The organism is Metabacillus sp. 22489 (assembly GCF_052044855.1).
Classification (GTDB): domain Bacteria; phylum Bacillota; class Bacilli; order Bacillales; family Bacillaceae; genus Metabacillus; species Metabacillus niabensis.
This window is the reverse complement of record NZ_JBQENT010000040.1, coordinates 1-13,557: the sequence shown is the minus strand read 5'-3', so window position 1 is coordinate 13,557 and position 13,557 is coordinate 1. Positions and strand designations below refer to the sequence as shown.

The window sequence follows — 13,557 nt, the reverse complement described above, 5'->3', positions numbered from 1 at the left end:
AGAACCGTCCCTATCCAAGCTACCCTTTCATTCCAGTAATGGATATCCCTTCAATAATATGACGCTGTGCCACAATATAAACAACAAGCACAGGTATAACCGAGATAACCGTTCCAGCCATCATTAACGACCAGTCAGCCGTATAAAGTCCTTTAAAGGAATTCAAAAGTAACGGAACTGTAAAATTTTCAGGAGTATTCAAGTAAATTAACGGGTCAATAAAATTATTCCACGATTGCATAAATGTAAAGATACCAATTGCAGCTAAGGCTGGACGAATTAATGGGAGAATGATATTCCAATAGATTCTCACAAAGCCCGCCCCATCCATTATCGCCGCTTCTTCTAGCTCTTTCGGAATCCCCATGACAAATTGTCTCAATAGAAAGACAGCAAATGCATTAAACAGGGCACCTGGGACAATTAACGTTAAATGAGTATTTAACCAACCAAGATTATCCATGACCAAATATAACGGAATCATCGTCACTTGCTTCGGAATCATCATCGTCGCTAAAAATAAAATGAATAACACATTTGCCCCTTTAAAGTTAATCTTCGCAAAGGCATAGGCAGCCATTGACGCTGTTAGCAAGGTGAAGGCAACGATGATGGCTGTAATATAAAAGCTATTTAAGTAAGCTAAATCAAAGGGCATTGCCTGTAATGAGTTAGGGAAATTACTCCACACAAACGGGTCTGGAATCCATTTTGGCGGAATCACAAAGATTTGTGACATATCCTTTAATGAGCTAAGAATCGTCCAAATGAACGGGAAGATCATGATGAAAGCACTTATAACTAATAGGAAATGAAGAAGCACTTTTGATGCAATTCTTCCTCTTTTTACCGCTTTTTTGTTCATGACTTGTAGGCCTGGATTCACGTCTACTTTACTCTCCATAAAACACCCACCTTTTTTGCAATTTAAATTGTATGAGTGTAAGAATGAGGATGATGACGAATAAAATCATCGCAGCTGAGGCACTTTTCCCCATTGTAAAATCAACGAAGGCTTGATCATAAATGTGGAAAACAATCGTATAGCTTGCCTTTGCCGGTCCACCATTTGTCATAACAAATGCTTGGTCAAAGACTTGAAAGGATGAAATAATCGTCATAATCGTGACGAAAAAAGTAGTAGGTGTAAGCAACGGCAACGTAATATGTCTAAATTTTTGTAGCGCATTTGCCCCATCTATTTCGGCTGCTTCATAATAGCTCTTTGATATCCCTTGAAGGCCCGCCAGAAAAATAACCATGTTATAGCCTAGTCCCCACCAAATACTTAATAAGGCAATGGATGGGATGACCCACCTCGGATCAGTTAGCCAATGGGGCCCTGTAATCCCAACATAGGATAACAGCTCGTTTAATATCCCGAAATCACCGTTTAAAATCCACATAAAAATGACGCCAACAGATACAGAGCTTGTTACGACAGGCATAAAGAAAAAGACTCGATAAATTTCTTTCCCTTTCACCTTGTTGAGGGCAACAGCTAGAACTAAGGCGATGGCAATTCCGAGCGGTACGACTAAAACCATATAGTAAATTGTATTTACCATCGCTTTCCAAAAATCAGGGTTATTCATTTGTTCAATGTAATTCGTTATCCCAATAAATGTCGTACCTCCGAACCCACTCCATTCAGTAAAGCTCAAATAGAAAGCATATAGTAATGGAATGAGTGAAAAAAACAGAAGTCCGACTAATTGAGGAGTAATAAAAAGATACCCCCATAAATTGGCTTTGTTTCTAGCCATTTAACGATCACCCCTTATTAGAAAAATGACCAAGAAGAAGGTTCTCCTTGGCATATTTGACATTTAGTAGCTATTTATTGATATATTCATTCATGATATCGATTACCTTATCAATCGTCGTATCCGCATCCTGTTTTCCAAGGAACATTAAATCGATCGTTTCCGTTATTTCAGTAGTTAAGCCGGCAAATTGAGCATCACGAGCTAGGTTGGATCCGTGTGTAAACCCATTGTCTCGAGCTTCAAAAAAGTACTCCATATGTTTTTCATTGTCTTCGCCTATTGCGTTTTCGTCTGCTAAAGGTAGTGATGGTAGTGCATTTCCACCGACACCTGTTCGTACTTCTTGCCCAGCTTTGCTCACATAATAGGATGCGAACTTCATTGCCTCTTCAACATGCTCGCTTTTCTTATTTACCGAAACATATGCTACTGGTATCCCTACTGTTTCTTGTTTTTCTTCTGTGTTGCTTGGGAAATAAATATAATCGTAATCGAGACTAGCGTTTTGGTCGAACTGTGGCGTAAACCAGCGGCCACCTGCTACCATACCGACTTGATTGGACATAAACATTGCGTCTACGCCTTGACCCTGTGGCAATGAGCCTGCATAAACGGCATTTCCGTTTGCAACTAAATCATGTAAAAAGTGAAAGGCTTCTTTCGCTTTATCGTTTTCTTGAAAAACAAGGTTGCCTTCTTCGTCAAAGATTTGCCCTCCATTTGACCAAACCCAGCTATACCAGTGGGCCCACCAGTTTTCCATGACTAAGCCTTCCTTGCCTGATTCCTTAATTTTGTTTGTAACCTCTAAAAATGTATCCCAGTTCCAATTTCCTTCATCATAGTATTCTTGTGGGGTTTTCAGACCAGCCTCTTTAAAAACGGTCTTATTATAGTAAATCACCATTGGGTTAGCATCTGGGGCTACACCATAGGTTTTTCCGTCCAGTCTAGCTGGGCCAAACAAGCCTTCAGGAAACTCACTTAACTCGACATAGCTTTCTTCACTAGCAAAAAAGTCATCTAATGGTTGAACAACGTCTGCCTCAATCAATTGCGGCATCGTTGGCTCATGGGCATAAAATACATCTGGTCCCTTGCTTCCTTGTAGGGAGGTCATCAGCTTTTGGTCATACTGTTCACTTGCAACAGGGACAAGCTTCACTTTAATATCAGGGTTTTCTTTCATAAATCCATCAATTGCTTTCTGGTAAACCTTTAATTCCGCTGGATTCCCCCATGCCTGCATCGTTAATTCAACAGTCTTGCTGTTACTATTCCCTTTGCCACTACCTGAAGAACCATTGTTGCTGCAGCCGACAATAAGAAATAAAGCTAAAAGTAACAAAAATCCACTTTTTATTAGTTGCTTTCTTTTCATATGCTTACCCCCATTTGATATCGGTCATGAGATGCTCATAAAGTCGAGTTAAATTTTAGCTGGCCTTTCCTTTGCTTTATCAGCCTCTCCTGCGTTTTTGTTTGCCGCCTCTCTGTCCTTCTCCATTTCTTCAACTGTTTTCACTTTCAGCCTTGCAGCTCCGCGATAATCCTTTGTTGGCAGAAGCTCACCTGAATTAAGCCGCACTTTTGCTTCAGCTATGGCCTCCGTATATTGCGGGAGCCATTCCTCTAATCCGACTAATAATTCATCAACCATCTGCCAGATTTCCTTTGGATTACACACGGCACCGACAAGTGGATCCATCATCATCGCTTGCCGTAAAAGGTTGTCATCGCCAGTTACTGCCGCTTCCACCGCTAAGCGTTGAACGGAAATACTAACGTTACAAACCGCTGCACATCCAAGTGGTAGGTCACCAACTACAGGCATATTTATCCCATTGCGATCGACATAGCCAGGTGCTTCAATAATCGCGTCGTTTGGAAGATTTGTAATCACACCATTGTTGACGACGTTAAAATGTCCTCGGTAAACTCTTCCTGTTTCAAGCCCTTCCAAAATATAGGATCCGTGCTCTTCACTTCGATTCTTTTGGCTATATTCTAGAGCCGGGTCCTTTAACCAATTCGGAAAATCGGTTTTAAACCAGTTACGACCTTCTGTACAAACCCGTAAATAACCACCAGTCTCTCCATTAATCCAAGTGCCAAGGTCAATCCAATCCTTTATTTCCTCTGGTCGTTTTCGATACCAAGGAACATACTCACTTAGATGTCCATTTGACTCTGTACTGTAATACCCAAACCTGCGTAGCATATCGATTCTTACTTTTTCGGTTTTGCTGTATTCTGGGTGGTTTTCAAAAGCAGACAATAACTCACTAGTCATATCCTTACCTTTATAGCCAACCTTGATATACCAGGTTTGATGGTTAATCCCAGCACAAATAATATCGATTTCTTCCTTTTCTTTCCCAAGTACATTCGCAATTTGTCGATGGCCACCTTGCACTCCGTGACATAGCCCGATTGTTCGTACACCACCATATTTGTTACAAGCCCACGTTAGCATCACCATTGGATTTGCATAGTTTAATAGAAGACAATCCTCTTCTGCTACCGCTTTAATATCGTTGCAAATTTCTAACATAGCTGCGATCCCACGTTGACCGTACATGATGCCGCCAGCACTTAACGTATCCCCAACACATTGGTCGACTCCATATTTCAAGGGGATTTCAATATCCTTCGCAAATGCCGTTAATCCACCGATGCGAACGACATTAAAAATATACCTCGCACCAATTAATGCCTCTTTGCGGTTTGTCGTCGAATGAATCTTTATCGTTAATCCATTTTCATCAATGTCACGCTGACAAAGCTGTGTCACCATGTCGAGGTTCTCTTGACTGATGTCAGTAAATGCTACCTCAATGTCTCTAAACTCTGGCACAGAGAGCAAATCTCGTAATAAACCCCTCGTAAATCCTATACTTCCAGCACCAATGAATGTAACCTTGAATGTCATTTTGTCCCTCCTTTTCGTTACCTTCATGTTAGCACCACTCACCTTGTAAGCGCTTTTAAAAATCTAATGTCTTCTATAGACTTTTGTGCACAATTCTAACTTCTTCTTTTGTTAGTGAATGACACTAGCCTTTCGAAATTCTGTCGGTGTAATCCCCGTGTACTTTTTGAAGACTTTACTAAAATATTGACTGCTATTTATACCTATAAAGCTAGAAACCTCTGTGATCGGGATATCTGTTTGGGTAATAAGCATTTTCGCTTTCTCGATGCGAATTCTTGTTAGGTATTCAATGATCGTACAGCCCATTGACTCCTTAAAGATACGATGGAGGTAATTAGGATGTAGATGAGTAATCGCAGATAAGTGGTCTATTTTTATCTCATAATCATAATTTTCATGAAGATACTCAATCACCTTTTTTACATATTGATCTGTTTGCTGACTTGACTGCTGTTTGATTTTCACTACGTTTCTAGCAATAAGCAAAAGCAGCTGTGCAATTAGAAGATGTACCATTAAATAATTGTCCTTCACATCATTCAATCGATTATCCAGCTCAAACACTAGCGTTCTTAATGAATGGAAAACACCATTGCTATCTTTTAATAAATGGTAGGCTTGTTCATATTTAAGCAATTCATATAGCTCATCACTTTCTTTCGCAAGCTCACAAAGAGAAGGAAATGTACGATGACTTTCTGTTAATGCGAATTCTAGGTTTAACATTCTGCAAGGCTTATCTTTTTCAACGACCAACCGATGTGGTACGTAACTATCAATTAAAATGAACTGATTCTTCTTCATCTTGAAGCCTTCCTGTTTCACTTCAACCGTACATTCACCTGATATCACATACATAATTTCAATCGCAACATGTGTGTGAAACGGCATATAAAATCCATCCCATTCCTTGAAGTAATAAGCTGTTACCTTTGGATGTAAGCTGTTCATTTCGTTCACATGATATAAACTACCTGACTTCATCATTTCCGCACCCTTCCTATATCAATATTTTATGATTAAAGAAGCTAGACACTAGTAAGTCTATTAAACATACTAGTTTGTCATAAATCTATTCAAACTTTTAATCTCTTATTACGACGATGCGAAAACAGAAGGGATGGTTCTCTCGCTTTTAAAATTGTAGCGAAAGAACCATCCCTATGCTTGTGTCAGACTTGTTATATCACAATGTTTAATTGAAAATCTCTTTAAAAAATCCATCGCTTTTTGAGTTACTACTAGCTCACCCTTAGATGAGAGGCAAAAATGATGACCTGACCAATGATTGAAGTTCTCACCCTCTACTTCAATTGTGCCAAGTGGGATAAATCTAGTAAAAGAAGGTAGTTCTTTATTAGGATACAATTCATACCATTCATCGGACATTGTAACCAAACATTTCTCTAATTTAAAATCTGTAAATTCGCTCTTTTTTAATTCATATTCTAGATAGCTTGAAACGATAAAGGCTGGTGTTGACTCTATAAGATCATCACCAAGCCACCCTTCAAACTCATAATGCAAGTACTTTTACTTTCGCTGATATACCCTCTTTTCCTACATTTTCTTCTGTTCCATAAATCGTTTGTTCACCATGACCACCAGATACTTCTGGCTCTAAAAAATATAAGATCATTCGTTATCAACCTTCCAAAACAGCAGAAACGGTTCTCTCTCCCAAAAAGGAATGAAAAGAACCGCCCTACCTTTACTCTTTTGGATTTATCACAATCTCTACTCGACGGTTTTTCGCTTTCCCTTCCTCCGAGTCATTTAAAGCGATCGGCCTTTTTTCCCCATATCCTGTAGTACTTATCTTAATATGGTCAACCTTGCCACTTTGCTGTAAATAGGCTTCGACTGATTTTGCTCTTTTTTCTGATAATGTTAGATTATATTGGTCATCACCTGTATTATCGGTATGTCCATTTATTTGAATCTCTGTATTTGCCTTCAATGCTTCTAATGACTGAATAAGCTCATTCAATGTTTTTTGGGCATCTGGCTTCAATTCACTTTGATCGTGATCAAATAAAATGTCATCAGGCAATTGAATTTTTGTTTCTTCTCCATCAGTGGTAATGCTTGTCTTTTCCGGAGCTTTAACGGTTGGCGGCTTTGGATGAAGGACGACTTCGATCATCTTCCCATTTCCATCCTCCTCATTTGGAATCACCTGCTCACCATTCATTTTTTCGAAATGCTCCCCATACGTTTGTTTCATTTTCGTTTTAAGCATATGCCCATTGTTCGGTTTTGATGAAATCATGATATAGCCATTTTCTGTGATGCTATCATAAGGAATCTGTAATGAAAACGTCCCATCACTCACGACATTTGCCGTTGAACTGACCCAATTTTGTGCAACAGCTACATCCTCGGATGAGTAATAGGTAGCTGTCAATTCAGTTCCCTCTAATAGGTTTGATTTCCCTTTTACATAGAAGTAATAATGGTCATTTTTTAATTCTGTTTCAATCCAAACCTTCGGGCTTCCGTAATCCTCTGGAGGCTTTTCCCTTTTTGGTGTTTCAATTGGATACTCGGTTTGTTTTCCACTAGGCAAGACAAGAATGGAAGAATAAATCTTTTGATATTCCTCAGCACCTATTTCATACTTATAAACAAAAGGACCTTTCAAGTTCTCCCCATGCTCACCATAAACAGACACAATCTCATCTGCCTGCCCTGTTCCTCCAAGAAGGGCTTGGATCGTTACAAAAATATATCCATAGTTTTTTAAATCTGTCGGTATTTCATATGTAAAATCCCCATTCTTATCGACAATAGCTTCCTTATCACAAACAAGACAAATTGGATTCCGTACAGAGAATGGCCGATCAAGCCAATCAACTTCTACTTTTGTCCCTTCCATTAAATTACTTTTTCCTTTAACAATAATCTTCCCATTTTCGTTTACGACTTCTCCGCTTAATTGGATATTCGTCGGATCCGTTTCATCCTCTTTCTTTTTCGATTCCTCTTTTGGTTGTTCATCTGCTTCATTTGTATCCTTAACAGCTGTACGACTATTTTCCTGATTCCCCTGACATCCGAATAAGAAAAAGATTGTCGCAAACATAAGGACCAACCAACTACTCTTTTTTCCCATATTGCCCTCCTAAATTTGCCATTCTTTCTTTAAATTAAATGATTATTCACAATTAGGAAATAGGTGGATAGTACTAGGATAGAAAATAAACGATTTGCTCGGGTTTCAAAAAAGGAAGCAAGCGAACTGTCCCCGTATTATGAATAAAGCTCCCAACAAAACAGCTTCAAGCCCCTAAAAAACTACAAATAAAAGAAACGTTTTTTTGAAAAAAGATTGATCAAAATAACGTTTTTTTGATTACATATCTATTTTTTAAATTAAGTTTGCTCATTTTTTATTGAACTAAATAGCCCTACCATTGAATAATCGAATCACCTTATACATTTTCAACCGTAACCCTCTTCATTAATCGCTTTAATTTTTTTTCTGTATCTGTTTCCTCTACTGGTGTATAGATGCTGCACCGTAAATCCATATCACCTTGAACTTGAAGAGAAGTTAAATTAAACAACATTTTCCCTGCTCTAGAATGTCTGAATTCAATGATCATTTCTGGAGCCTTACTTACTTGACTTTCTTGCCATAAATCCTGAAATTCTGGATGTGAATGACTCATCTCCTTAATAAATTGGTTGTACCATTCATCACCTAAATAGTGTCCATAATAGGTTCGGAAAATAGCAAGAAAACCCTTCGCAAAATGTTCCCAATTGACGGCCAATGCTTTTAATTCTTTTCTCGAGAACACTAAACGAATCAAGTTTCTTTCGTCATTTGGGATTTGTTCAAAATCTAAAAAAACATGTGCAGCTGCCAAATTCCAGCCCACTATATGGCAATGTCGATCCGTAATGATAGTCGGACAATATGTTAATTCGGTTAGTATCCGCTTTAAAGAAGGGCTTAGCTCTGATTGATTCTTTACTTGATTTGTAATTTCAGATTTTGTCTCTAATGCCAGATCATATAAGTAGTCTCTTTCATCATTATTTAATTGAAGAGCTTGAGAAATACAATCAAGTACGACTGAAGAAACTTTGATATCTCTTCCTTGTTCTAGCCATGTATACCAAGTGGTACTCACACCTGCTAATTGTGCAACCTCTTCTCTTCGTAATCCAGGTGTCCTTCTCCGCGATCCCGCAGGTAAACCAACAGACTCTGGCTTAATTTGGGCACGCTTTGCTTTTAAGAATGTCGACAAAGCTTCAAGCCTCGTTTTATCATTCATTTTTAAAACCCCTCACCTTATCAATTTAACCTATTAGTAATTATACTAGGATAAACTATCACTTGTAATAGGATAAAAGAAATGTAAAATACAAGTTAATTATTCATATGGAGGGATGAAAAGTGGAAAGAGTTGTGATTACCGGTATGGGGATCGTGTCTCCTATAGGAAACAACATCCAAACATTTTGGAACAATTTGATTAACGGAGAATCTGGTATATCCACTATCGATACCTTTGATGTTACGAATCATAAGACTAAAATTGCCGGTATCGTCCAAGATTTTGATGCGGATAAGGTTTTAGGAAAGAACGAAGCTAGACGCTTAGATCGTTTTTCGCAATTTGCACTGGCGGCAGCTGAACAAGCTTGGATAGATTCTAAGTTAAATCTCGATCATATCGATGTAGAAAGATTAGGCGTATATGTAGGTTCAGGAATAGGAGGAATTGAAACATTAATTGAAAATATCGATGTGCTCAGACAGAAGGGGCCAAGGAGAGTTAGCCCTACCCTAGTACCAGCCATGATCTCTAATGCTGCTGCAGCACACATTAGTATCAAATGGAACGCAATGGGACCTTCTTTGTCGCCCGTTTCTGCTTGTGCAATTGGAAATACAGCTATTGGTGAAGCCTTTAGACTTATTCGTTCTGGAGAAGTTGATGTCGTGTTCGCAGGTGGAACAGAGGCTGCTATAACAGACTTATCATTAGCAAGCTTTGGTAATGCAACAGCATTATCAACAAGAAACGATGATCCACCTAAAGCTAGTCGTCCATTCGATGAAAACCGAGATGGATTTGTCATGTCAGAAGGAGCTGGAATTCTAATCTTAGAATCTTTATCACATGCTCTACGTAGAGAGGCAAAGATTTATGCAGAAGTTATTGGATATGGTGCAAGCTCAGACGCACACCATATTGTAGCTACACATCCGGAAGGTAAAGGGGCCTATCTTGCAATGAGAGCCGCTTTAAAAAATGCAAATATATCGCCAGAAGAAATTGATGTTATTAGTGCCCATGCAACAAGTACAAAAGTGGGAGACATTTCTGAAACAATGGCTATTAAGCAGCTATTTGGTAAACAGGCTTATCAAATACCAGTAACAGCTAATAAATCTATGCTCGGTCATATGTTAGGCGCTGCAGGCGGAGTTGAAGCAATTGCTTTAGCTATGAGTTTAAAGGAAGGTATCATTCCTCCAACAATTAACTTAGAAAATCCTGATCCAGTATGTGATCTTGATTATGTCCCATCTATTGCTCGCCAAGCAAAAATAAATATAGGTCTGTCTAACTCATTCGGCTTCGGAGGTCACAATGCGGCTATTGTCTTAAGGAAATACAAGTGAATAAACTTTCTTTCGTAAGAAACTGTGACAAAAGGTTTTCAGCCAAAGAAAAATCCGTACTATTAGTTGAAATTCTAATTTGAATTTAGTATTAGTCGGATTTTTTCTTTTAATGGTTTTCGCAATGTTCAATGTTTGGCTTTCATTTGGGAGATTTCGTTATAACACTGCCTCTTAATCCTTTAAATGGCACCATTGTTGAATAAAAGCTAATGACGTTTTAAGTGTATTTTTCACAATCTCTTTTTAACAAATTAATGATCAAACTTTTTTAAAAACGACCAATCTTTAATTTCAATTAACACCTTTTTCTATCACTCACACAAATTCTTTAATATGCTCTTCATATTCCTTTGCCGCTTCTTTTCTATTAAGCACCTTAAATCGGTTGATCCGGTCATCCCCATTGAAATAGTCTTCAACATTAAAATTCAACAAAATGTTAGGATGCTCTTGCTTGCCCTTAGAATCTCTAAGACGAGAAATCACTTCATCACATGCAGCAACGATTCTATCAAAATGCTCGTCAAATTCTTCTGTGAAGAAATATGTATTTGGGTTTGTAAATTTATCAGGATCGCTTTCTAAGAACATGCTCATATCTTTCGATAACGTGTGGAACGTATCAAATATCTCCCATTCATTCTCACAATATTTGTAATACCAATAGTCCTCAGACTGTTCATCTGCGTTTTTTGCTAAATAGGTTTTTGTATTTGCAATAACTCCTATTGACCGTACATCGCGGGAACAGCTTAAGGTGAATGCGTAAAGGTCCTTATGCTCTTCTGTTATTTTTTGAAGTACAGTTACTAGTTCGTGAAATAGATCATTGCTAAATTTGTTATAATTAAATTCCATGTCTGTACCCTCCTATTTCCTCTAAATAACAGAATCTATTTTATCATTTTAGAATTTAACTTTTATTAAGGAACTTCAGAGATTAATATCTTAATCAAAGATTTCAAACCAACATGTAAACAATTCCATACATTCATGAAAGAAGGTAATACTTCTAACCTTATTTCTGAAAAAAGCAGAAACTCTTCCTGAATCGCAAATCCATTTAATTAGTAATGATTGAGTATAGGTAACGGCTGTTATAATCAACCAAAGGAAGTTTATATTTTTGGAATATCTTTCACTTTCTCAGGTGATTACTAACTTTTCTTTTTATCTAATGATTGAACCGCAAATTTAATATCCTCTTCCAATTCTATATCCGGATATTTTTCTTGTAGTTCTAAAAGACACTCTATAAACCTTTTACTTTGAAATTTATAAGATAGGTCTTCAAAAATCTCACTTAACCAATATAACTCTTCTTTGTCACATTTGTTTAGTAAAGAAATAGTTTCATTTTCATTGTCTTTTAAAATATTCACCATCTCATTCCAAATATCACTTATAGATGGGTCATCAGGATGACTATTTTTTCTTTTATTAATTAACGTTGTAAGCTCATCATTAATCTTCATTATTTTCTACACCTCTAGACTGTTAAGATTTATCTGGTGTAATTGTCACTATTTCACCATTATTTTCATTGCACCAACTCTTACACCATTATATTCTCTAAATATCAATTCACCATTACCTTTTACAGAATTCACCTGGTATGTTTGCAACATATATCCTTTAATCAAAAAACAAGGACGGTTCCCCCACTTACATGAACTCCATCCTTTCTCTGATCCTTATAAAAAATAAAAAACTGACACTTTCATACAGGACAGTTTGTTTATATAATTCTCCCAAAGTAAAAATGGAGAGAAGAATGATGGAAATAACAAAAGTAGTATTAAGTGGAGATCGAGTTATCATACAACCTATGGAAGATTATCACGTACAGGAATTATTTGATGCTGGAAACAATCCGGATATATGGGCATACATGCCAATGAATGTTCATTCGCTTGAAGAGATGAAGCACCTTGTGAATGGAGCACTTCAAGCGAGAGAGCAAGGAAGCGAATTTCCTTTTGTTATCTTAGATAAGGATTCGGGGAAAATTGTGGGAAGCACTCGTTTTCTTAATATATCCATCCCAAACCGTAACTTGGAAATTGGTTGGACATGGCTTTCTCCAACCGTTTGGCGAACTAGAATCAATACAGAATGTAAGTATCTTCTATTGAAGCACTGCTTTGAGACGCTTGGGACAATTCGTGTTCAGTTGAAAACAGATAGTCGTAATGTCCGGTCTCAGCAAGCAATAGAACGGCTGGGTGCGATAAAAGAAGGAGTGCTTCGGAATCATATGGTTATGCCTGATGGTTATGTAAGAGACTCTGTTTTTTATAGTGTAATCGACGAAGAATGGGTGCTAGTGAAGGAAAAATTGGAGAGTATGTTACAATAATTCAATATTTAGAAGCGATGATGTTAGGGGGGGAAAAGACTAATCGGAAAAGGTTCTTTAATTGAAAGCAATGGTCAGCAAGAACATTCCTCCTAACAGCAAAATCATCCATAAAGCTATGATATAACGCAGAAATAAGTTTGAGACATGCTGTTGTTAATCTATGCATTTATCTGGTTTATTTTGTTTTTGCTTGTTATTATGTATTATTTATCGACAGCTTTATTCTGGTCAATCATTTTTCGTGCTCAAAAGTTTGAAAATGAAGAAAACGTAGTATAGCAGGTCTGATCAATTTGGTATCGATAGCCTTGACGATCCTTTTCTTGGAAATCATTTGTCATTTAACGGATACTCCGAATTTGTTCCAATTCACGAAAATTACCTCAACTTGTTTTACGGCTTTGTTTATTTATTTCGTCGTATTAGGAATTGCAACCATTCCTTTTCTCAAAAAGGACGGAACAGCTTTTCTGAGGCAAGCTCTTTATGGCAAAAGGAAGAAGAAAAAGATTCAGTAAAAAACACCCTAAACGTTTTTAAAGGGTTCCGTTTTGAGGTTCTTTTCTGCCAAAATGACAGTTGTTATGGCATTGGAATTGGCATATAAAAAGGCAAAACTCGCCATAGTATTTGCGTGAAACCTTATTTAATTAATACAGCCGTTACTTTAAATACATTTCTTCACATAATATTCTTCACAAAAAAGGATTGGTATTCCCCAATCCTTTCAGATTGAAGACAAAAGGCATTTGGGAAAGCTTTCTTTCCCAAATGCCTTTTTAATTTTTGATTTTCTTCTTAGAATCTATCTTAAAAATAAGTGTAAATTGCCTATTATTCA

Annotated in this window: 13 protein-coding genes; 2 read left to right on the top strand and 11 right to left on the bottom strand. The window is 37.4% G+C overall.

The window, feature by feature from the left end; all coding sequences use genetic code 11:
- Positions 1-19: 19 nt before the first annotated feature.
- From ACTJJ9_RS19620 to ACTJJ9_RS19580, 9 genes are all read right to left on the bottom strand, one after another.
- Positions 20-904, bottom strand: coding sequence for a carbohydrate ABC transporter permease (locus ACTJJ9_RS19620; protein ID WP_222124789.1), 885 nt, complete (start codon positions 902-904; stop codon positions 20-22).
- The gene (locus ACTJJ9_RS19615; RefSeq protein WP_145583096.1) at positions 894-1,766 is read right to left on the bottom strand and encodes a carbohydrate ABC transporter permease; all 873 of its coding nucleotides are present in this window, start codon (positions 1,764-1,766) and stop codon (positions 894-896) included. Before ACTJJ9_RS19615 ends, ACTJJ9_RS19620 begins: the two co-directional genes overlap by 11 nt.
- A 70-nt stretch (positions 1,767-1,836) precedes the next feature.
- On the bottom strand, positions 1,837-3,150 hold the full coding sequence (locus ACTJJ9_RS19610; protein WP_145583098.1) for an ABC transporter substrate-binding protein: 1,314 nt from the start codon (positions 3,148-3,150) through the stop codon (positions 1,837-1,839).
- Positions 3,151-3,198: 48 nt separating this feature from the next.
- Positions 3,199-4,701 carry an alpha-glucosidase/alpha-galactosidase gene (locus ACTJJ9_RS19605; protein ID WP_145583100.1) on the bottom strand — a complete coding sequence of 501 codons (1,503 nt, stop codon included), beginning with the start codon at positions 4,699-4,701 and terminating at the stop codon, positions 3,199-3,201.
- Positions 4,702-4,812: 111 nt separating this feature from the next.
- Complete coding sequence (locus ACTJJ9_RS19600) at positions 4,813-5,691, bottom strand: AraC family transcriptional regulator (protein ID WP_145583102.1); 879 nt, start codon at positions 5,689-5,691, stop codon at positions 4,813-4,815.
- A gap of 174 nt (positions 5,692-5,865) precedes the next feature.
- Positions 5,866-6,231 (bottom strand): hypothetical protein, encoded by a 366-nt coding sequence (locus ACTJJ9_RS19595; RefSeq protein ID WP_255451954.1) that lies wholly within the window; start codon positions 6,229-6,231, stop codon positions 5,866-5,868.
- Positions 6,221-6,343: a hypothetical protein gene (locus ACTJJ9_RS19590; RefSeq protein ID WP_255451955.1), complete on the bottom strand. Its 123-nt coding sequence runs from the start codon at positions 6,341-6,343 to the stop codon at positions 6,221-6,223. The genes ACTJJ9_RS19595 and ACTJJ9_RS19590 overlap by 11 nt, the downstream gene beginning before the upstream one ends.
- A 72-nt stretch (positions 6,344-6,415) precedes the next feature.
- Positions 6,416-7,819, bottom strand: a complete 1,404-nt coding sequence (locus ACTJJ9_RS19585; protein WP_145583104.1) for an OmpA family protein — start codon at positions 7,817-7,819, stop codon at positions 6,416-6,418.
- Between the two features lie 319 nt (positions 7,820-8,138).
- Positions 8,139-8,993, bottom strand: a complete 855-nt coding sequence (locus tag ACTJJ9_RS19580) for a helix-turn-helix transcriptional regulator (RefSeq protein ID WP_145583106.1) — start codon at positions 8,991-8,993, stop codon at positions 8,139-8,141.
- A gap of 122 nt (positions 8,994-9,115) precedes the next feature.
- On the opposite strand from ACTJJ9_RS19580, the gene fabF reads away from it, so the two are divergent.
- A complete protein-coding gene (fabF, locus tag ACTJJ9_RS19575) occupies positions 9,116-10,351 on the top strand; it encodes a beta-ketoacyl-ACP synthase II (RefSeq protein WP_145583108.1) in 1,236 nt (411 codons plus the stop codon).
- Between the two features lie 318 nt (positions 10,352-10,669).
- Here the strand turns inward: fabF and ACTJJ9_RS19570 are convergent, their stop codons facing one another.
- Together ACTJJ9_RS19570 and ACTJJ9_RS19565 are read right to left on the bottom strand one after the other, a co-directional pair.
- Positions 10,670-11,212 (bottom strand): DUF4303 domain-containing protein, encoded by a 543-nt coding sequence (locus ACTJJ9_RS19570; protein ID WP_145583111.1) that lies wholly within the window; start codon positions 11,210-11,212, stop codon positions 10,670-10,672.
- Positions 11,213-11,511: 299 nt separating this feature from the next.
- Positions 11,512-11,829: a hypothetical protein gene (locus ACTJJ9_RS19565; RefSeq protein WP_145583113.1), complete on the bottom strand. Its 318-nt coding sequence runs from the start codon at positions 11,827-11,829 to the stop codon at positions 11,512-11,514.
- Between the two features lie 302 nt (positions 11,830-12,131).
- Here ACTJJ9_RS19565 and ACTJJ9_RS19560 point away from each other — a divergent pair, with 302 nt between their 5' ends.
- Entirely contained in the window at positions 12,132-12,713 is a 582-nt protein-coding gene (locus ACTJJ9_RS19560; RefSeq protein ID WP_186324249.1) for a GNAT family N-acetyltransferase, read from the top strand.
- Positions 12,714-13,557: the final 844 nt, after the last annotated feature.